Annotated in this window: 18 protein-coding genes; 7 read left to right on the forward strand and 11 right to left on the reverse strand. The window is 64.9% G+C overall.

Annotated features, from left to right (window positions below):
• Window positions 1-9: 9 nt before the first annotated feature.
• From JKG68_RS00485 to JKG68_RS00505, 5 genes are all read right to left on the reverse strand, one after another.
• Entirely contained in the window at window positions 10-1,311 is a 1,302-nt protein-coding gene (locus tag JKG68_RS00485; RefSeq protein WP_202055129.1) for an NAD(P)H-dependent oxidoreductase, read from the reverse strand.
• Window positions 1,312-1,468: 157 nt separating this feature from the next.
• Entirely contained in the window at window positions 1,469-2,059 is a 591-nt protein-coding gene (locus JKG68_RS00490; RefSeq protein ID WP_202055130.1) for a hypothetical protein, read from the reverse strand.
• Window positions 2,060-2,506: 447 nt separating this feature from the next.
• Window positions 2,507-3,853: a ribosome biogenesis GTPase Der gene (gene der / locus JKG68_RS00495; protein ID WP_202055131.1), complete on the reverse strand. Its 1,347-nt coding sequence runs from the start codon at window positions 3,851-3,853 to the stop codon at window positions 2,507-2,509.
• Window positions 3,854-3,898: 45 nt separating this feature from the next.
• The gene (locus JKG68_RS00500) at window positions 3,899-4,570 is read right to left on the reverse strand and encodes a tetratricopeptide repeat protein (RefSeq protein ID WP_202055132.1); all 672 of its coding nucleotides are present in this window, start codon (window positions 4,568-4,570) and stop codon (window positions 3,899-3,901) included.
• Window positions 4,571-4,648: 78 nt separating this feature from the next.
• Window positions 4,649-5,239, reverse strand: a complete 591-nt coding sequence (locus JKG68_RS00505) for an NnrU family protein (protein ID WP_202055133.1) — start codon at window positions 5,237-5,239, stop codon at window positions 4,649-4,651.
• Window positions 5,240-5,536: 297 nt separating this feature from the next.
• Here JKG68_RS00505 and JKG68_RS00510 point away from each other — a divergent pair, with 297 nt between their 5' ends.
• The 4 genes from JKG68_RS00510 (at window position 5,537) to JKG68_RS00525 (ending at window position 9,097) form a co-directional block, all read left to right on the forward strand.
• A complete protein-coding gene (locus tag JKG68_RS00510; RefSeq protein WP_202055134.1) occupies window positions 5,537-6,163 on the forward strand; it encodes a TRAP transporter small permease subunit in 627 nt (208 codons plus the stop codon).
• A 39-nt stretch (window positions 6,164-6,202) separates the two neighbouring features.
• Window positions 6,203-8,095: a TRAP transporter large permease gene (locus JKG68_RS00515; protein WP_202055135.1), complete on the forward strand. Its 1,893-nt coding sequence runs from the start codon at window positions 6,203-6,205 to the stop codon at window positions 8,093-8,095.
• A 71-nt stretch (window positions 8,096-8,166) separates the two neighbouring features.
• Complete coding sequence (locus tag JKG68_RS00520) at window positions 8,167-8,382, forward strand: hypothetical protein (protein ID WP_246514986.1); 216 nt, start codon at window positions 8,167-8,169, stop codon at window positions 8,380-8,382.
• 22 nt (window positions 8,383-8,404) lie between these two features.
• Window positions 8,405-9,097, forward strand: coding sequence for a DUF4336 domain-containing protein (locus JKG68_RS00525; protein ID WP_202055136.1), 693 nt, complete (start codon window positions 8,405-8,407; stop codon window positions 9,095-9,097).
• A gap of 375 nt (window positions 9,098-9,472) precedes the next feature.
• On the opposite strand, the gene JKG68_RS00530 is transcribed toward JKG68_RS00525, so the two are convergent.
• From JKG68_RS00530 to JKG68_RS00545, 4 genes are all read right to left on the reverse strand, one after another.
• A complete protein-coding gene (locus JKG68_RS00530; protein ID WP_202055137.1) occupies window positions 9,473-9,832 on the reverse strand; it encodes an ArsC family reductase in 360 nt (119 codons plus the stop codon).
• A gap of 3 nt (window positions 9,833-9,835) precedes the next feature.
• Complete coding sequence (gene guaA, locus JKG68_RS00535; protein WP_202055138.1) at window positions 9,836-11,392, reverse strand: glutamine-hydrolyzing GMP synthase; 1,557 nt, start codon at window positions 11,390-11,392, stop codon at window positions 9,836-9,838.
• 252 nt (window positions 11,393-11,644) lie between these two features.
• Window positions 11,645-12,868, reverse strand: a complete 1,224-nt coding sequence (locus JKG68_RS00540) for a calcium-binding protein (protein WP_202055139.1) — start codon at window positions 12,866-12,868, stop codon at window positions 11,645-11,647.
• A gap of 264 nt (window positions 12,869-13,132) precedes the next feature.
• On the reverse strand, window positions 13,133-14,431 hold the full coding sequence (locus JKG68_RS00545) for an RsmB/NOP family class I SAM-dependent RNA methyltransferase (RefSeq protein WP_202055140.1): 1,299 nt from the start codon (window positions 14,429-14,431) through the stop codon (window positions 13,133-13,135).
• Between the two features lie 119 nt (window positions 14,432-14,550).
• Between JKG68_RS00545 and JKG68_RS00550 the strand changes: the two genes are divergently transcribed.
• A complete protein-coding gene (locus JKG68_RS00550) occupies window positions 14,551-14,700 on the forward strand; it encodes a hypothetical protein (RefSeq protein ID WP_202055141.1) in 150 nt (49 codons plus the stop codon).
• A gap of 41 nt (window positions 14,701-14,741) precedes the next feature.
• On the opposite strand, the gene JKG68_RS00555 is transcribed toward JKG68_RS00550, so the two are convergent.
• Together JKG68_RS00555 and guaB are read right to left on the reverse strand one after the other, a co-directional pair.
• Window positions 14,742-15,173, reverse strand: coding sequence for an MAPEG family protein (locus JKG68_RS00555; RefSeq protein ID WP_202055142.1), 432 nt, complete (start codon window positions 15,171-15,173; stop codon window positions 14,742-14,744).
• Between the two features lie 19 nt (window positions 15,174-15,192).
• The gene (guaB, locus tag JKG68_RS00560) at window positions 15,193-16,686 is read right to left on the reverse strand and encodes an IMP dehydrogenase (RefSeq protein ID WP_202055143.1); all 1,494 of its coding nucleotides are present in this window, start codon (window positions 16,684-16,686) and stop codon (window positions 15,193-15,195) included.
• Window positions 16,687-16,973: 287 nt separating this feature from the next.
• On the opposite strand from guaB, the gene JKG68_RS00565 reads away from it, so the two are divergent.
• Both JKG68_RS00565 and JKG68_RS00570 read left to right on the forward strand, forming a co-directional pair.
• Window positions 16,974-18,410, forward strand: a complete 1,437-nt coding sequence (locus JKG68_RS00565) for a DHA2 family efflux MFS transporter permease subunit (protein ID WP_202055144.1) — start codon at window positions 16,974-16,976, stop codon at window positions 18,408-18,410.
• Between the two features lie 11 nt (window positions 18,411-18,421).
• The gene (locus tag JKG68_RS00570; RefSeq protein WP_446685737.1) at window positions 18,422-19,306 is read left to right on the forward strand and encodes a dienelactone hydrolase family protein; all 885 of its coding nucleotides are present in this window, start codon (window positions 18,422-18,424) and stop codon (window positions 19,304-19,306) included.
• Window positions 19,307-19,358: the final 52 nt, after the last annotated feature.

The raw sequence follows: 19,358 nt of genomic DNA on the forward strand, positions 1-19,358 counted from the left end.
CGCGCAGCCTCACCCGAAGCGGCTCGACATCTCCCGCCGCACCTGCACGGCCAGCCGATCCGCATCGAGGCTGACGTCGTCCTCCGTCACGGTCGAACCGGCCCGCACATCGCGGGTCAGGCGCACCCCGTGCGCCAGGCCGATCGGCAGCATGCGCTCCGCCTTGCTGCGCGCCGCCGGCGCCAGGCGGCCATAGACCGTGTAGCCGCCCTCCCCGTCGAGCATCTCGCCGGCCTTGAGATCCCGCTTGGCGGTGGCGACCGCATCGCCGCGCCAGGAGCGGGTCGAACCGGTCGGCTCCCCGCGCAGCGCCGCGCTGAGCACCGAGATCGACAGCTCGAGCCCGATCAGGTGGAACGGCTTGTACATGGCGGCATAGCGGCCGGTCGCGTCGGTCGGCAGGCCGTATTGCTTGAAACAGGCCGCCGCGTAATCGTTGGGCGCCTTCAGGACCACATAGACGCCCCAGCGCAGGTCGCGGAACACGGGCCGGCCGTCGCGCTCAAGCGAGGAGACCACCTCCACCATGCCGTCATGATCGAGCTGGCCGCCGTCCTCGCGCGGGCGCAAGGTCTGGGCGAGGTCGTCCACGCCGCAGGGCGGAAACCGGAGGCCCTGCTCCGGCACGTCGAGATCGCAGGCATTGGCGATGGCCGCCATCTCGATGGCGGATTTCGTGCCGTCGAGGAAGGAGTTGAACATCTGCGGGTTCATGCCGGCGGCCTTCGCCTGATCGGGCGTCAGCCCGTAATGGGTCCAAACGTCCTCCGGCGTCACCTGATGGTAATGCGGCAGATACTTGGTTCCCTTGCCGGCGGCAGCCACCGTGAAGCCTGCGGCCCGGGCCCAATCCACCATCTCGGACACGAGGGCCGGCTGGTCGCCATAGGCCATGGAATAGACCACGCCGCGCTTCCGCGCCTTCTCGGCGAGGAGGGGGCCTGCCAGAACATCTGCCTCCACATTGACCATGACGATATGCTTGCCTGCCTCGATGGCGGCGAGCGCATGCCGGATCCCGGCCTCCGGATGCCCCGTCGCCTCGATCACCACCTCCGCGTCGTCGCGGCAGGCGTCGAGGCCGTCTGCGGTAAAGCGCGTGGCGGCCACCCTCGCGTCGTCCCACCCGACGGTCCGGCAGGCCTGGCGGGCGCGGTCGGGATCGAGATCGGCAATCGTCACGACCTCGAGCCCGGCAATGGTCGGCACCTGGGCGAGAAACATGGAGCCGAACTTGCCCGCGCCGATCACCGCCACGCGAACGGGGCGGTTGCTGTCGTGGCGCTGGCGCAGCAGGGTGGACAGGTTCATGGCGGTTCAGCCTCTCGTCTGGGGTTTCCTCAACGGCAGAGGCTCGAAGCTGCGGCCCTGTCTGTCAATGGGTGCTGCGGGTGCTGTTTCCCCGACACCCCGCCTCGCGCCCTCCCGAGCGAGGAGCGATCGGCGACAAGTTCGAGCGCGCCCCAACCTACGTCGCCCCGCCCACCGACATCTCCTCCCGTGACGCCTTGCGAAACAGCCAGGCGCAGAGAAGCCACAGGGCGGCGAAGAAAGCGGTCAGGACCATGATTGCTCCCGGCCAGTTCGCTCCCGTGGATCCCCATCCGGTGATCAGGGCGGTGAGGCCGGCGAGCGCCTGGGCGAGCGCCGTCGCGATTGAGGCGCGGGCCATGCCTTGGGGCCGGAAGCGCACCAGGAGGGCGCCGAGAAGGCCGACGGCGAGCACACCGCCATACATGAGGTTCGCCGGGTTGTCCTCGGACCCGACGATGCCGACGGCAAGAGTGATCCAGACCAGGATGAAGGCCGCCGCGACCGCAACGCCGACGGCAGCCCGATAGGCCTTATTCCCGGTCATCCGGGCGGCGAGCTCAAAAGCACCGCAGGCGCCGAACAGCATCACGCCCATGAGGGCGAAATCGACCCTGTCCCATGCCACCTCGTCGGTGAAGGGCATCGCCACGAGAGGCAGCAGCAGAATGAGGGCCGCGATCCCCCAGGGAGCTAGCCTCCAGAGGTGCCCGCGCCGTCCACTGCCGTTATCCGCGCTGCCTGCCATCGCGCTCCCTCGGTGCATGCGAGAGGCCTTTTGGCCCCGCTCACGGGTACCGGTGAAGGATAGAAGCAGATCGTGGGGCTTTGCAACGATATCAGGATGAGGATCGGGCTTTCACCCTTCCTCGCGGTGGTGCGGGGCGGAGCTATGGCGGCAACCCTGGTCATGGATCCCCTTCCCTCGCTGCCGCTCGCCGGGGATGACAGCGGTGGCGCTTCCTTCAGTGTCATTCCCGGCCGGAGCGAAAGCGGAGGGGAAGGGAATCCATAGTGCTGAGCGTGTAAGTGGATCCCCTTCCCGGTCCTTTCGGACCGCCGGGGATGACAGCGGAGCACTCACCTCGGTGTCATTCCCAGCCGGAGCAAAGCGGAGGGGAAGGGAATCCATAACACCACGCGTGTGACTGGATCCCCTCGGCCTTACGGCCGCCGGGGACCACGGGGCGGGGCGCTACTTCCGGTCCTTGTCGAACGGATTCGCACCTGTGCGGAGCGAAAGCCTGATCGGGGTGCCGGGGATGTCGAAGGCCTCGCGGATGCTGTTGACGAGATAGCGCGAGTAGCTCTTCGGCAGGGCATCGAGCTGGTTGCCGAAGACCGCGAAATGCGGCGGGCGCGCCTTCACCTGGGTCATGTAGCGGATCTTGATCCGGCGGCCCGACACGGCGGGAGGCGGGTTGGCCTCCAGGGCCTCCGTGAGCCACTGGTTGAGCCGCGCGGTGGAGATGCGGGTGTTCCACTTCTCGTAGACGAACAGCACCGCCTTCATGAGCGGATCGATGCCGCTGCCGGCGAGCCCTGAGAGCGGCACCACCGGGGCGCCGCGCACCTGCGGCAGCAGGCGGGTGGCCTTTTCCTTCAGATCGCTGAGCAGGCCTTTCTGGTCGGCCACCAGATCCCACTTGTTGAGGCCGATCACGAGAGCGCGGCCCTCCTGCTCTACCAGGTCGACGATAGACAGGTCCTGCTTCTCGAACGGGATCGTGGCGTCGAGGAGGATGATCACCACCTCGGCAAAGCGCACGGCACGCAACGCGTCAGCCACGGAGAGCTTTTCGAGCTTGTCCTCGACCCGGGCGCGCTTTCTGATGCCTGCGGTGTCGAACAGCTTGATCGAGCGTCCGCGCCATTCCCAATCGAGGGAGATGGAATCGCGGGTGATGCCGGCCTCGGGGCCCGTGAGCATGCGATCCTCACCCACCATGCGGTTGATGAGGGTGGATTTGCCTGCATTGGGACGCCCGACGATGGCCACCTGCAGGGGCTTGTTGGGATCGTCCTCTTCCTCCTCCTGGTCGTTCGGATCCGGGAAGTGGGGCATCAGGGCCTCGAACAGGTCCGCCAAGCCCTCTCCGTGCTCCGCCGAGAAGGGAACCGGATCGCCGAGGCCCAGCGAAAAGGCGTCATAGGCGCCCGCCATGCCGGCCCCGCCTTCCGCCTTGTTCGCGATGAGGATCACGGGCTTGCCGGAGCGACGCACCATTTCGGCGAAGGGCCGGTCGGCCGGCAGGATGCCCGCGCGGGCATCGATCACGAAGAGGATCACGTCGGCGTCGACGATGGCGGCCTCCGTCTGGGCGCGCATGCGGCCGAGCAGCGATTCCTCGGTGGCCTCTTCCAGGCCCGCCGTGTCGATGATGCGGAACTCGAGGTCGCCGAGGCGCGCCTCGCCCTCGCGCCGGTCGCGGGTCACGCCCGGCCGATCGTCCACGAGCGCCAGCTTCTTGCCGACGAGACGATTGAAGAGAGTCGATTTGCCGACATTCGGCCGCCCGACAATGGCGACGGTCGCCGTCATGTCCCTGTGTCCTTTACTGGGTCGCCTGGTTACTGGGTCGCCGAGTTACTGGGTCGCTTGGACCGGACCGCCCGCCACCAGCGCGGTGTAGACGGCAAGCCTCTGCCTCAAGGCGGAAGGCGTCTCGCGATCGGCTGCGATCTGATCGAACCAGCGGCCCGCATAATCCATATCACCGGCCTTAAGGCCGGACAGCCCCAAGAGTTCCCGCGCCGAGTGACGCCAGGCGTTGGTGGGCGCCGCCAGCGGCTCCAGACTCTGGCGCAGGGCGGCGGGCTCGGCGGTGTCGAGGCGCAGCCACGCGGCGCGCAGACGGGCGAGATCCTTCCAGACGGGGCTCACGGCGGCGTCGTTGGCGAGCGCATCATAGGCGGATGCGCCGTTCTCCGGGTTCTGCTGGCCCTGCTCGGCGGCGAGGCGGAAGCGGGCGAGCAGGCTGTAGCCGGTGCCGCCTTCCTTCGCGAGGGCCTCGAGGGCGGCTTGCACTTCCTGGCCCTTGTCCTGGTCGGACAGGCGGAGCGCCTCCTCGTAGCGCACGGCGGCCGCCTGCGCGTTGGTTTCCTGCATGTGCTCCCAGTAGCGCCAGCCGCCGACGCCGGCGACGATCAGAACGACGACGGCAATGATCACGCCATTGTAGCGCGCCCAGATTTGGGCGATCTGATCGCGGCGGTATTCCTCGTCGACTTCGCGAATGAACTCGTCGTTCCGGGCCATGCACTCTTCGCGGCCTTGAGCCGCCTCCTTCAATCGAGTGGGTCGCCTAGCATACCCCCCCGCCTAAGGCGAGAGGTTTCATGCCCGCATGGGCAGCACCGAAACGCCGATCAGCCACGGATGAAGCCACAGGACGAAAGCCACGTAGACCGCCGTGCCGATCGCCACCGCCAGCAGGTCGTTGCGGATGCCTGCGGGCGCCGCCGTGCCGCCGTGCTGGGCCGCCACGTTCCGGCGCTTCACGCTGATGCGGGCCGCCACGCCCCAGGCCAGGAACGAGCCGAAGAGCAGGATGGAGCCGAGATCCCCGTTGGCGAGGAGATGCGCCAGCGCCCAGATCTTCACCCCCGCGAGCATCGGGTGCTTCAGCCGGGCCTTGATGTGCCCGGGCAGATAGGCCGCCACGAAGCAGATGAAGGCGACGAGAACGAGAAGAAGCGCGAGATGGCGCGTCCAGACCGGCGGATCCCAGACGGGGATGTAGCCGCCCGCCCGGTACTGTCCGTAGCCGATGGAGATCAGGACGATGCCGGCCAGCGACGCCAGCGAGTAAAGGCCCTTGTACGGCCCCTCCCCGATCCTGGCGATCAGGCCGGCCCTGCTGCCACGGGCCATGCTGTAGGAATGGGTGCCGAGAAAGATCACAAGGCCGAGAACGAGCAGCGTCACGGGAGTCCTCCGGAAGATAGGATCTTATAGCCAGACTGCCGGGGAAAAACCAACCGTGGCCTTTCGGGGCAGACTGCACGGGACAAAAAGCCTGCGGGGCAGGCCCCGCAAGTTTCGGATCGTCCTCAAAGCCTTGGCCTGCCTAAACTTTTAACAGCCTGACATCTTGCGGCCCGAAAATTTCCCCGCTACTGACCCCCAAACCTTGCTTTATACCAACACGGCACTAGCGGACGGACCCCAACTCCGGTAGCTAGGCCGCAAGATTTCAACCAACAAGTTTTGAGGGGGAGACAGGTGACGGCACTTCTTCGGCTATCCCGTGTCATCGACTCGTTCAACGAACGCATCGGCAAGGTTGCCGCCTGGGCCATCGTGGTGGCCATCCTGGTCTCGGCCATCAATGCCATCATCCGGCGCATCTTCGGCGTGTCGTCCAATGCCTGGCTCGAGCTGCAATGGTACCTGTTCGGCGCCGTGTTCATGCTCTGCGCCGCCTGGACCCTGAAGGTGAACGAGCACATCCGCATCGACATCATCTCCAGCAAGCTCACGAAGCGCGGACGCGACACCATCGACCTGATCGGGCACCTGTTCTTCCTGCTGCCCTTCCTGGCGCTGATGCTGTACTTGAGCTTCCCTTACTTCATCGGCTCCTACCGCTCGGGCGAGGTCTCGTCCAATGCGGGCGGCCTGCTGATCTGGCCGGCGAAGGGCCTCATCCTGCTGGGCTTTATCTCGCTGGGGTTCCAGTGCCTGAGCGAGCTGATCAAGCGGGTGGCCATCATGAAGGGCGAACTCGTCGACGAGCATGACACGGCGGGGCACAACGCCGTCGAAGCCGAGGCCGAGCGGCTGATCTCTGAGCTGGCCGATACCAGCACCACCAAGGGCGGCGAGCCCCCGGGCGACGTCCTGCGCTGACGCCCCTCGCCCTGATCTGATTTCGGAGTCTTTCGTCCTATGGCTGCATTCATTGCCCAGAACCTCGCACCGATCATGTTCGGTGCGCTGGTGATCTTCCTTCTACTCGGCTACCCGGTCGCCTTCTCGCTGGCGGCCAACGGGCTTCTGTTCTTCTTCATCGCGGTGGAGCTCGCCCCTCTCGCGCCCCAGAGCATCAACCTGTCCTGGCCGCTCCTCCAGGCGCTGCCGGACCGCATCTACGGCACCATGTCGAACGAGGTGCTGCTGGCGATCCCGTTCTTCACCTTCATGGGATACATCCTCGAACGCTCGGGGATGGCGGAAGACCTGCTCGACACCATCGGCCAGCTCTTCGGCCCCCTGCGCGGCGGTCTCGCCTATGCGGTGATCTTCGTGGGCGCGCTGCTCGCCGCCACCACGGGCGTCGTGGCCGCTTCCGTGATCTCCATGGGCCTCATCTCGCTCCCGATCATGCTGCGCTATGGCTACGACCGGCGCCTCGCCTCGGGCGTGATCGCGGCCTCCGGCACGCTGGCCCAGATCATTCCGCCCTCCCTGGTTCTCATCGTCATGGCCGACCAGCTCGGCCGCTCGGTGGGCGACATGTACGAGGGCGCGTTCCTGCCGGGCCTGATCTTGGCCGGCCTCTACGCCGGCTACGTGCTGCTGGCCTCGCTGATCGACCCCAAGGCCGCTCCCGGCCTGCCGCTCGAAGCCGTCGGCTTCCGCGAACCCAACGGCTCGCGCGGCGTGTGGCAGCTCGGCGTCCTGGTCGTGTTCTCCGGCCTCGTCGGCTACTACGTGCTGTCGCAGACGAACACCAAGGCCGGCGCGGATTTCGTGATCCTGACGATCTGCGTCGGAACCGTGGTGGCGCTCATCTGCGCGGTGATGAACAAGCTGCTCGGCGCCAAGCGCATCGCCATCTCGGCCGTGCTCACCGTGCTGCTCGTCGGCGCCTATTTCTACCTGAACCAGCAGGGTCATGAGAATCTAGCGCTGCCCCTGGAAATGGTGATCGCCGGCGCGGTCTATGCGCTGGTGGTGGGCATCATCGAGCGGTTCTCAGGCCTGCGCCTCATGTCGAACATGGCGCAGCAGACCACCTTCGTCATGGTGCCGCCGCTGCTGCTGATCTTCCTCGTGCTCGGCACCATCTTCATCGGTCTGGCCACCCCGACCGAGGGCGGCGCCATGGGCGCGCTCGGCTCCGTCATCCTGGCGGCGGTCAAGCGCCGGCTCGACAACAACCCGAACCGCTTCAACTTCACCATCGTGCGCCAGGCGACGGAAGCGACGGCGAAGCTCTCCGCCTTCGTGCTGTTCATCCTGATCGGCGCCCGCGTGTTCTCGCTCACCTTCTACGGCGTGAACGGCCATGTGTGGGTGGAGCACCTGCTGACCTCGCTTCCGGGCGGTCAGGTGGGCTTCCTGATCGTGGTCAACATCCTGGTCTTCCTCCTGGCCTTCTTCCTCGACTTCTTCGAACTGGCCTTCATCGTGGTGCCGCTTCTCGGCCCCGCGGCCGAGAAGCTGGGCATCGACCTGATCTGGTTCGGCGTCATGCTGGGCGTGAACATGCAGACCTCGTTCATGCACCCGCCCTTCGGTTTCGCCCTGTTCTTCCTGCGCTCGGTGGCCCCCAAGCAGGCCTATATCGACCGCCTGACGGGCAAGCGCATGGAGCCGGTGACCACTGGCCAGATATACTGGGGTGCCATTCCGTTTGTGGTGATCCAGCTCATCATGGTGGCCATCGTGGTGATCTTCCCGGGCATCGTCACGCACTACAAGTCCGCAGGCCCCGCCGTCGATCCGGCAGCGGTGCAGCAGAAGCTCGACCAGTTGCTGGTCCCGGGCCTCGGCGCTCCCGGCGATCCGGGCGGCCTCCCCGGCCTGAACTTCGACGAACCGCCGAAAATTCAGTAAGGGCGGATTACGCGATGAATCAGAAAGGCGGGCTTTGCGGCCTGCCTTTTTGTTTGGGATGGGAGAGTCCTATGCGCAGCTCGGGTGTCATACCAAGTCGCGGAGGTCACGACCTGTGCGCCTATTCGCGCAATCCGATGGACATGTCGCTCTTCCTGCTTGGAAGCTATGCCCAGGCCATGCTGACGGCGCTCTCGGGCGAGCCATTCAGCGAGGACGACATAAGGCACCTTGTCCGTATCGTTGTTGAAGGTATCGGCGAGCAACCCCGGTCTCCAACCATTTAACGAATTCGACGCAGGAGCGGTCATGCTGAAAGATTTTGGACAGGAAATATGGACAGCTGAGGGTCCTGAGGTGGTGGCCACGCTGGGATTTCACTATCCGACCCGTATGGCTATCATAAAGCTGCCTAGTGGAGACCTTTTTATATGGTCGCCCGTCGCTTTAACCGAGGACCTTCGTGACGAGGTCGATGCGCTCGGCAAGGTTCGCTATCTCGTTGCACCCAACTCGCTGCGTCACCTGTTTATCGCCGATTGGAAGGAAGCTTATCCGAACGCAGGGGTCTATGCCGCTCCCGGATTGCGGGAGAAGCGCAAGGACATCGCGTTTGACCGCGGATTGGACGGAACTCCGGTTCCCGAGTGGTCGGGAGAGATCGATTATATCGTGGTGCCGGGCAACGCGATAACAAGTGAGGCAGTGTTCTTTCACCGCCGGAGCGGCACCGCACTCTTCACTGATCTGCTCCAGCAACTCCCGTCCGGCTGGCTTTCAGGTTGGCGAGCGGTCGTCGCGAAACTGGACCTGATGATAGGCCCCGAACCATCCGTCCCACGCAAATTTCGTGTTGCCTTTACCAATCGTCATGCAGCCCGCACGGCTGTCGAACGCATCCTCGCATGGCCGGTTGAAAAGGTGTTGATGGCGCATGGGACGCCTGTGACTAATAACGGCCGAGCACTTCTACGGCGCGCATTCAAATGGCTGGTAGTGTGAAGCCGTATCACGCTGAGATATCTCGGCTGCGCAATTTTATATGTCAACGGCATAGTCCTGCCAGAGCGATAGCCTGGTCCCGCTGGTCCTAGCCGACCTAGCCAGCCCACTCAAACTTAGACCCGAGTCACGCCCTTCGGGACCTGGTATCATTCCCGGCCGGAGCGTCAGCGGAGGGGAAGGGTATCCATTGACAAGCTCAGAGCTATGGATCCCCTTCCCGGCCCTGTGGGCCGCCGGGGATGACACCCACCGCGCGTCATGGCCGGGCTCGTGCCGGCCATCCACGTTCAACCGCGGCAAAGACGTAAATGCCCGGCACAAGGCCGGGCAAGACGGGGAAAAGCAGAGATGACGGGCGGGAGCAGGGGTGCCTTAGCGGACTGCTGCTTCGTATTGCTCCGGCTTGAAGCCAACCAGAAGCCGACCATCCAAATCGAGCACCGGGCGCTTGATCATGGAGGGCTGGTGCAGCATGAGCGCCAGCGCCCTGCTCTCATCGAGGTTTGCGCGGTCAGCCTCGGGAAGCTTGCGAAAGGTCGTGCCGGCACGGTTGAGGAGCGTCTCCCAGCCGACACTCTGCGCCCAGGACTCAAGCCGCGCTGCATCGATGCCTTCAGTCTTGTAATCGTGGAACGTGTAAGGCGCGCCCCTGCCATCGAGCCAGGCGCGCGCCTTCTTCATCGTGTCGCAGTTCTTGATGCCGTAAAGCGTGACGGCCTGCCTGGAGGCCATCGCCTACTCCCACTCGATTGTTCCAGGCGGCTTCGACGTGATGTCGTAGGTGACCCGGTTGATGCCCTTCACCTCGTTGATGATGCGGGTGGCCACCCGGCCGAGGAAGCCCATGTCGAAGGGGTAGAAATCCGCCGTCATGCCGTCGATTGAGGTAACGGCGCGCAGCGCGCAGACGTGGTCGTAGGTGCGCGCATCGCCCATGACGCCCACGGTCTTCACCGGCAGCAGCACGGCGAAGGCCTGCCAGATCTCGTCGTAGAGGCCGGCGTTGCGGATCTCTTCCAAATAGATCGCGTCGGCCTTGCGCAGGATGTCGAGCTTCTCGCGGGTGATCTCGCCGGGAACGCGGATGGCAAGGCCCGGACCCGGGAAGGGGTGGCGGCCGACGAAGGCGTCGGGCAGGCCGAGCTCGCGGCCGAGCACCCGAACCTCGTCCTTGAACAGCTCGCGCAGGGGCTCCACGAGCTTCATGTTCATGCGCTCGGGCAGACCGCCCACGTTGTGGTGGCTCTTGATGGTGACCGAGGGACCGCCGGTGAAGGAGACGCTCTCGATTACGTCCGGGTAAAGCGTCCCTTGAGCCAAGAAATCAGCACCACCGATCTTCTTGGCCTCCTCGTCGAACACGTCGATGAAGAGGCGGCCGATGGTCTTGCGCTTGACCTCCGGGTCGGACACGCCTTCAAGCTCGCCGATGAACGGGCCCTGCGCCTGCACGTGGACGAGCGGGATGTTGTAGTGGTCGCGAAAGAGCGTCACCACCTGCTCGGCCTCGGACGCGCGCAGGAGCCCGTGATCCACGAACACGCAGGTGAGCTGGTCGCCGATGGCCTCGTGGATGAGCACCGCCGCCACCGCGGAGTCGACACCGCCGGACAGGCCGCAGATCACACGGCCGGTGCCCACCTGGGCGCGGATGCGCTCGATAGCCTCCTCGCGGAAGGCCTTCATGGTCCAGTCGCCCTTGCAGCCGGCAATGTCGCGGACGAAGTTGCGGATCAGCTGCGCGCCTTGCGGGGTGTGCACCACCTCCGGGTGGAACTGGACGCCGTAGAACTTGTGCTCCTCGTCGGCCACCACCGCGAAGGGCGCGTTCTCGGAGGCGGCGAGCACCTCGAAGCCCTCCGGCAGCCTGGTGACCCGGTCGCCGTGGCTCATCCACACCGGGTATTTCTTGCCCACCTGCCACACGCCCTGGAAGAGCGGGCTCTCGGTGAAAACCTCGATCTCGGCGCGGCCGAACTCGGAATGGTGCCCGCCCTCGACCTCGCCGCCGAGCTGCGCCGCCATGGTCTGCTGCCCGTAGCAGATGCCGAAGACAGGCAGGCCCGTCTCGAACAGCTCCTTGGGCGCCCGGGGCGAGGTGTCGGTGGTGACCGACTCAGGCCCGCCCGACAGGATCACGCCCTTTGGCTTCAAGGTCCGGATGGCCTCGGCGGCCTTCTGGAACGGAACGACCTCCGAGTAGACGCCATCCTCGCGCACGCGCCGTGCGATGAGCTGGGTCACCTGGGAGCCGAAATCGACGATGAGGATTTTGTCGTGGGTCTGGGTCATGATCTATCGCGTGGGCCCTGAGCGAAGGAGCGTAAAGCTCCTGTGCTTTACCCCTATCTTCATCCGGCTGTCATGCCTTTTGAGATGGTGCGAGGCAGGGTCATGCGATTTTGATGGCTCTTCAAGAGAGGCGGCCAGGCACGAGGCTGAACCGACCGGCCCAACAGAACTTCCCCCGGCTGCAGATTGGGGCAGCCGGGGGAAGCCGAGCTTCGGTGATTGTAGCTATTACAAGGTCTGGAATACCCAGGCCTAGAAGATTTGGAAGTCGGTATTCTTCAGGCCGAGCCTGGAGCTAAGCTGGGCGAACTGAACCTGCTCCTGCGCTCCCGTGCCGTCAGGATCGTAATACACCGCACCCGTCGAACGGTTGTAGATGATCCGGTCGTTCGCGTCGTGGGCGGAGGATCCTCTATAGAAGGCGGCAGCCCTGAGCACTCCTGTGGATCCGGCCTCGGTGAAGATCGCATCGTCGAGGCGAATGGTGTCGTCCCTGACCGAGAAGCTCCTGATCCGGTCGACGTTCTCGGCAGCGTTCAAGGTCGAGCTGAAGATGAAAAGATCCCTGCCCGACTCTCCGGTCAGCCGGTCGTTGCCATAGCCTCCATCGATACGGTCGTTGCCCGATCCTCCATTGATGGTGTCGTTGCCGAGATTTCCGGCCAACCGGTCGTTCCCGGCCTGACCGACCAAACTGTTGGCGACGTCGTTTCCCGTCAGGACGTCCGCGAGCCGGGTTCCGATGAGCCCCTCTATCGAGGCGTATGTGTCGCCGGCCGCATCGCCGGTGTTGAGACCAGCATCGATCAGGTTGGCTCGCACGCCGGTGCGCCCGCCGTCGCTGACGTCGTAGCGTGCGAAGTCGAACCCATCCCGACCGTCGAGAGCGTCGGCGCCCCGTCCGCCGATGAGAGTGTTGCCGACGCTGTTGCCGACCAGCGTGTCATTGAAGTCGCTGCCCTGCAGCCCTTCGATGGAAAAATAGGTATCTCCAGCCGCATGGCCCGTATTGCCCAAGGGGTTTTCGAGATTAGCCGTGACACCCTCCAGAGCCGATTTGTAGCGGGCGAAATCGAATCCGCCGCGGCCATTGAGGATATCGGCCCCCGCAACGCCTTCGAGAACGTTGTCGCGGGAGTTTCCGGTGAGAACATCGTCGAAGCGCCCGCCCCTGACCCGCTCGATCGAGATGAACGTGTCGCCTCTCGCTTCGCCTGTGTTGAGGGCCCTGTTGACGAGGTTCACGGTCACGGACGTTTCAGCGTCGCGATAATCCGCCAGATCGTCGCCGATCCCGCCATTGAGGCGGTCGCGGCCCGGGCCACCCCGCAGGAAGTCGTCACCGGTTGAGCCGTTCAGTTGGTCGTTGCCCCGGCCCCCGAGGAGGGTGTCATCCCCGCCTAAGCCATTGAGAGTGTCGCTTGATCTCGTTCCTCGCAGCACCTCACTTCTGTTGGTGCCTGTTCGAACCGCCATTGTTTTCCTCCATGGCAGACACCCCCGTTTATTCTGTTTGTTGCGGCCAGCTTAGATGAGTTCGGATGCCCTGCAATAACCCTTAATGTCTAAACGTAAGTAATCCTATCAGCCAGTTAGGCATTAATGCTCAAGACGGAGACGATATCCTTTGAATATTTTCAGCCGAAAGAAACGTTAAGCTTGGCAATTGACTCGGTCTGGGAACGCAACACTTGCGCCCCAGGGGACGCTGCGGGGCAAAACACCTTATTCCGAAAAGCCTCAAGAGGCTCGTTGAAGGACTGCGACGAAGAAGCCGTCCGTTCCGGTCCGGTGCGGGGTCATCTGCAAACCGAAGGCGGTGGCATGGGTCAGCGCGGACAGGTGGCCGAGGCCAGCCTGCGCCAGCACGTCCGCCTGCGGCAGCGGCTTGAAGCCGTCATTCCGCTCCAGGAAGGCGGTAAGCGCGTCGTCGTTCTCCTCGGGCAGGATCGAGCAGGTGATGTAGACGATCCGTCCGCCCGGCCGCGCCAGAGCCGCTGCCCGGTCGAGCACCGCTGCCTGCTCCTTGCGCCGCACGTCCAAGCTTCCGGGCCTCAGTCGCCACTTGGCATCCGGGTTGCGCCGCCAGGTGCCGATTCCCGTGCACGGCGCATCCACGAGAACGCAGTCGATACGCCCGTCGAGATCGGAGACCGCATCGGCCTTGGCCCGGGGCGTGCGAACCTGAACGTTGCGGGCCCCTGCCCGTGCCAGGCGGTCATGGATCGGTGCGAGACGGCGCGCGTCGTTGTCCGTGGCGTAGATCTGGCCCTGGTTGTCCATCATGGCCGCCAGGGCCAAGGTCTTGCCGCCGCCGCCGGCGCAGAGATCGACCACCTGCTCGCCGGGCTTGACGCCGGAGATCAGGGCCGCCAGCTGGGATCCCTCGTCCTGGATCTCGATCCAGCCCTTGATGAATTCCGGCTCCGACTGCACGGCCGGTCCGCGCCCATCCTCGCTCGGCGCGATCCGCAGCCCCAGGGGCGAGAGGGGCGTCTCCACCGCGCCCAGATGCGGAAGGGCATCGTGGGCCTCATCGCGGGACGAGACCTTCAACGGGTTGACCCGCAGATCCAGGGGGGCGCGCGTGGCCAGAGCCTGCATCTCGGGGACGAGATCGCCGTCGAAGAGGCGTTGGAGCGAAGGCTCGATCCAGTCGGGGAAGTCACCGGCGATGGGTGCGGGCGCGCCGCCCAGGTCGGCTTTCTCCAGCCTTTCGCGCTCGGCGGCCGAGAGGGGCTCAGGGGCGAAGCGCTCGCCGGAGCACAGCGCCGCGACCGCATCGACGGTCAGACCCCGCTGCAGCCTCAGCATGCCCAGCACGGTGGCGCGGGGCGTGGCATCCCCCATGATCCAGGCGGCGGAGGATTTCCGGCGCAGGGCGTCATAGACGAGGCTCGCGATGGCGGCTCGGTCCTTGGAGCCGGCGAAACGGTGCGACAGGCCCCAATCCTTCAGGGCGTCCGTTGCCGGGCGACGGCGGGTCTCGATGTCGGCAAGGACCTCGATGGCGGCGGAGATGCGGGCGGCAGGTGTCATGGGGAAAGCACACTCAAGCTTGGCCGTAGATACGACACAATGTTTCCTATTTTCCGTCGGGATCAGCCGTGACTTCAGAGAGGGCGTGCAGTCCGCACGATTCTTTCTGGAGACACCTTATGTTGACCCGTGTGACCCGCGGCCTCGTCGCGCTCGGCCTCACTCTCGCGATCGCCGCCTGCGCCACGGCCCCGGCTGCCAGCATCCAGCCACCTCCGATGAAGCAGCTCGATGCCAAGACGCAGCTCGAGAGCGGCCGCCGCTATTAACGGCATCGGCGGGATGGGCGCAACGCCCATCCCGTCCTGGCTTAAACGCCGGCTTCCGCCGAAAAGATGCGGATGCCGAAGATCACCCACATGGCGGCGAGGATCAGCACCCCGACGACGAAGGCCTGAAAGCGCCAGGCCAGCTTGTTCGAGGTGGTGTGGATCGCCGCATGAGCCAGCCGGCTCGCCACGAAAACCCAGGACATGACCACGAAAAGCAGGTCCGCCTTGCGGGTGATCAGCGCTAGGGCCACGAGCACATAGAACAGCACCGGAAGCTCGAACTGGTTGTGGTACGAGTTCTGGATCTGCGTCACCTGCTTGGGCCAGTTGCGCTCGCCGAGAACGATGTCCTGCACCTTCACCTCGCCGCGGCGCAGGTGGCCGACCCGGGTCCGGCCCATCCAGAGCAGCAGAAGGAGGGTGAGCCCGACCTGAACGAGGACGGGCAGGATAACGGCGGAGATGCTCATGTGGTGACTCGCGTAAAACTTAGCTGCGAGTCGGATAGTTAGGGCTTTCCCGCGTGATCGTCACGTCATGAACGTGGCTTTCGCGCAGGCCGGCAGAGGTGATGCGGATGAACTGGGCCTTCTCGCGGAATTCCGGCAGGGTCGCGGCGCCCACATAGCCCATGGCGGCGCGCAGGCCACCGGTGAGCTGGTGGAGCACCGCCGAGACCGGACCCTTATAGGCCACCTGCCCTTCGATGCCTTCCGGCACGAGCTTCAGGGTGTCGCGCACCTCCGCTTGGAAGTAGCGGTCCGCCGAACCGCGGGCCATGGCACCGACCGACCCCATGCCGCGATAGGATTTGTAGGAACGGCCCTGGTACAGGAATACCTCGCCCGGGGTTTCGTCCGTGCCGGCAAGCAGCGAGCCGACCATGGCGCAGGAGGCGCCGGCCGCGAGCGCCTTGGCGAGATCGCCCGAGAACTTGATGCCGCCGTCGGCGATCACCGGCACATCGGCCTCCATCGCCGATTCCACCGCCTCCATGATGGCGGTGAGCTGGGGCACGCCAACGCCCGCCACGATGCGGGTGGTGCAGATGGAGCCGGGTCCGATGCCCACCTTCACCGCATCCGCGCCCGCATCGATGAGGGCCTTGGCCCCTTCCCTCGTCGCCACGTTGCCGGCGATGACCTGGACAGCGTTCGAGAGCTTCTTGACCCGGGTGACGCTCTCCAGAACCTTCACGGAATGGCCGTGGGCGGTGTCGACCACGATCACGTCGCAGCCCGCATCGATAAGGCGCTCGGAACGCTCGAAGCCCTGTTCCCCCGTGGTGGTGGCCGCAGCCACCAGAAGGCGGCCTTGCGTGTCCTTGGCGGCATTGGGATAGGCCACCTGCTTCTCGATGTCCTTGACGGTGATGAGGCCGATGCAGCGGTAATGATCGTCGACGACGAGCAGCTTCTCGATGCGGAACTGGTGCAGGAGGCGGCGCGCCTCCTCCTGGTTTACGCCCTCGCGCACCGTGATCAGGCGGTCCTTGGTCATCAGTTCGGACACGGGCTGAGCCGGGCTGGTGGCGAAGCGCACGTCGCGGTTGGTGAGAATGCCGACGAGCTTGCCCTTGGCGCCTCCGGGTCCGCGCTCGACCACCGGAATGCCGGAAATGCCGTGATGCTTCATCATGGCGAGCGCATCGGCGAGGGTCTCGTCGGGATGGATGGTGATGGGGTTCATCACCATGCCCGACTCGTAGCGCTTCACGAGGCGCACCTGCTCGGCCTGGGCGTCGGGCTCGAGATTGCGATGGATCACACCGAGGCCGCCGTTCTGGGCCATGGCGATGGCCATGCGGGCTTCCGTCACCGTATCCATGGCGGAGGCGACGATCGGCATGTTGAGGCGGATGGTGCGGGTCAGCTGGGTTGCGACATCCACATCGCTCGGCAGGACTTCGGAGCGGCCGGGCCGGAGAAGCACGTCGTCGAAGGTCAGTCCTTCGATGATCTTATCGGCGAAAACTGAGGCCATGAACCAACTCCTTTGGGGTGCGCAGATGCAGCGATAACGCTATGGCGAGTTGGCACGGGTCCGTAGCACGGGGTTTGGTTTTCGCAAAGCGCCGAGAGACGCATTCCCAGAAGATCTGGATTGCGCTGCTTGAGCCTTTGCAATCCAGTTGCCGAGCGCTAGAGCATCGGACCCGAAAGTGGAATGCACTTTTGAGATCCATCCGATGCTCATTTTTTAAGCAGCGCATCGTCGTGAGCGGAAAACCGGGTCCACTTTTCCGCACGATGCGCTAGGTCTCACAGGCCATGCGTCAATCCCGCCTTCTCCCGCTGATCATCGCGACCGCCCTGTTCATGGAGAACATGGATTCGACCGTGATCTCCACGTCGCTCCCGATGATCGCGCAGGACCTGGGCACCGACCCGATTGCTCTCAAGCTGGCGCTGACCTCCTATCTGGTGAGCCTCGCGATCTTCATCCCGATCTCCGGCTGGATGGCCGACAAATACGGCGCACAGACCATTTTCACCGCCGCGATCGGCGTGTTCATGGCGGGCTCGCTTGCCTGCGCCGCCGCCGATTCCCTCGAAGGCTTCGTGTTCTCCCGCTTCGTTCAAGGGGCGGGCGGCGCCATGATGGTGCCGGTGGGACGCCTCGTGCTCCTGCGCAGCGTGGCCCGGAGCGAGGTGGTGCAGGCGCTGGCGACCCTGACGATCCCGGCGCTCATCGGCCCCATCATCGGGCCGCCGCTGGGGGGCTTCATCACGGAGTTCTTCCACTGGCGCTGGATCTTCTTCATCAACATCCCCATCGGGATCCTCGGCATCGTGTGCGCCCTGATGTTCGTGCCCAACATAAAGGAAGACGACACGCCGCCCCTCGACATCATCGGGTTTCTGCTGACAGGCGTCGGCTTCTCCCTGCTGATGCTCGGTTTTTCCACGAGCGGGCAGCATCTCATCCCGGGCGCGATCTCGCTCGGGTGCACGGTGATCGGAGCCGTCAGCCTGGTTCTCTACGTCTTTCACGCAAGGCGCACCCCCTACCCGGTTCTGCACCTGAGCCTCCTGAAGGTGCCCACCTTCCGGGCGAGCGTCATCGGCGGCTCGCTGTTCCGCATCGGCATCGGGGCGATTCCGTTCCTGCTGCCGCTGATGCTGCAGGTGGGCTTCGGGCTCGGCCCTCTGGCCTCGGGCTCGCTTACCTTCATCGGAGCCGTGGGCGCGCTGTTCATGAAGACCATGGCCAAGCGCATCCTGGAGCGAACGGGCTTCCGGCGGCTGCTCACGATCAACGCCTTCATAGGCGCCGCTTTTGTGGCGGCCAACGGGTTCTTCACCCCCGAGACGCCGCACTGGCTCATCATGATCTTCCTGCTGATCGGCGGCTGCTTCCGCTCGCTCCAGTTCACGAGCCTCAACGCCATCGGCTATGCGGAAATCTCCAACCGGGAGATGAGCTACGCCACCAGCCTGGGAAGCGCCCTGCAGCAGGTCTCGCTCAGCATCGGCGTGGCCTTCGGCGCCTTCGTGCTGGAAACGGCAGCGAGCCTCAACGGCGACCGGTCCGTCACGGCTGCGGATTTCGGACCGGCCTTTTGGGCCGTTGCCGCGATATCGGCCACATCCGGCTTCGTTTTCGCCCGCCTGTCTCCAACGGCCGGCGCCGAGATGTCGGGACACAAGATTGTGAAGGACAGACCGCCCTCCGCGGGGCTCGGAGACGGTATGTCGGGCCGCTAAGCTGCGCTAGCATCCATGGACGGGACCAGGAGGCCACCATGGATCAGCGCATCATCGATCTCTATGACGACTTCACCCATGGCGGCATGAGCCGCCGCTCCTTTCTCGACAAGCTGGTGGCCCTGGCCGGCAGTGCGGCCGGCGCGGCAGCCATCCTGCCGATCCTGCAGAACAACTATGCCCACGCCCAGACCGTGCCGGAGACGGATCCCCGGATCACGGCGGAGACCATCGATATTCCTGGCGCACAGGGCCTCAAGGGTTACCTCGTCAAGCCAAAGGACGCGGCGGGCAAGCTACCGACCGTGATCGTGATCCACGAGAACCGGGGACTCAACCCGCACATCAAGGACGTCACCCGCCGCATGGCGACGGAGGGGTTCATCGCCCTGGGAGTGGACTATCTCTCGCCCATGGGCGGCACGCCCGCCGACGAGGACAAGGGGCGAGAGATGATCGGCCAGTTGAAGCAGCCGGACGTGATCGCCAACGGCAAGGCGGCCGTGGCCTACCTGAAAGGCCGCCCTGACAGCAACGGCAAGGTGGGCGCCATCGGCTTCTGCTGGGGCGGCGGCGCGGTGAACAACCTCGCCGTGAACGAACCGGACCTTGATGCCGGCGTGGCCTATTACGGCGGCCAGCCGAAAGCCGAGGACGTGCCGAAGATCGAAGCCGCGATGATGATGCATTACGGCGGCCTCGACGAGCGCATAAACGCCGGCATCCCGGCCTACGAAGCGGCATTGAAGCAGGCCGGCAAATCCTATGAGATCCACGTCTACGAGGGCGCCAACCACGCGTTCAACAACGACACCAACGCAGCGCGCTACGACAAGACGGCGGCCGACCTGGCCTGGAGCCGGACGGTGGCGTTTCTTAAGAAGAACTTGGCTTAATCTCGTGAGACACCGTCATTCCGGGCTCCGCTGCACTGCCCCGGAATGACAG

This window comes from Microvirga aerilata, from assembly GCF_016743775.1.
Classification (GTDB): domain Bacteria; phylum Pseudomonadota; class Alphaproteobacteria; order Rhizobiales; family Beijerinckiaceae; genus Microvirga; species Microvirga aerilata.

Coding starts and splice junctions, on each gene's coding strand:
- JKG68_RS00485 (WP_202055129.1), bottom strand. CDS start 1,311: ATGAACCTGTCCACCCTGCTGCGCCAGCGCCACGACAGCAACCGCCCC.
- JKG68_RS00490 (WP_202055130.1), bottom strand. CDS start 2,059: ATGGCAGGCAGCGCGGATAACGGCAGTGGACGGCGCGGGCACCTCTGG.
- der (WP_202055131.1), bottom strand. CDS start 3,853: ATGACGGCGACCGTCGCCATTGTCGGGCGGCCGAATGTCGGCAAATCG.
- JKG68_RS00500 (WP_202055132.1), bottom strand. CDS start 4,570: ATGGCCCGGAACGACGAGTTCATTCGCGAAGTCGACGAGGAATACCGC.
- JKG68_RS00515 (WP_202055135.1), top strand. CDS start 6,203: ATGGCTGCATTCATTGCCCAGAACCTCGCACCGATCATGTTCGGTGCG.
- JKG68_RS00520 (WP_246514986.1), top strand. CDS start 8,167: ATGCGCAGCTCGGGTGTCATACCAAGTCGCGGAGGTCACGACCTGTGC.
- JKG68_RS00525 (WP_202055136.1), top strand. CDS start 8,405: ATGCTGAAAGATTTTGGACAGGAAATATGGACAGCTGAGGGTCCTGAG.
- JKG68_RS00530 (WP_202055137.1), bottom strand. CDS start 9,832: ATGGCCTCCAGGCAGGCCGTCACGCTTTACGGCATCAAGAACTGCGAC.
- guaA (WP_202055138.1), bottom strand. CDS start 11,392: ATGACCCAGACCCACGACAAAATCCTCATCGTCGATTTCGGCTCCCAG.
- JKG68_RS00540 (WP_202055139.1), bottom strand. CDS start 12,868: ATGGCGGTTCGAACAGGCACCAACAGAAGTGAGGTGCTGCGAGGAACG.
- JKG68_RS00545 (WP_202055140.1), bottom strand. CDS start 14,431: ATGACACCTGCCGCCCGCATCTCCGCCGCCATCGAGGTCCTTGCCGAC.
- JKG68_RS00550 (WP_202055141.1), top strand. CDS start 14,551: ATGTTGACCCGTGTGACCCGCGGCCTCGTCGCGCTCGGCCTCACTCTC.
- JKG68_RS00555 (WP_202055142.1), bottom strand. CDS start 15,173: ATGAGCATCTCCGCCGTTATCCTGCCCGTCCTCGTTCAGGTCGGGCTC.
- guaB (WP_202055143.1), bottom strand. CDS start 16,686: ATGGCCTCAGTTTTCGCCGATAAGATCATCGAAGGACTGACCTTCGAC.
- JKG68_RS00565 (WP_202055144.1), top strand. CDS start 16,974: ATGCGTCAATCCCGCCTTCTCCCGCTGATCATCGCGACCGCCCTGTTC.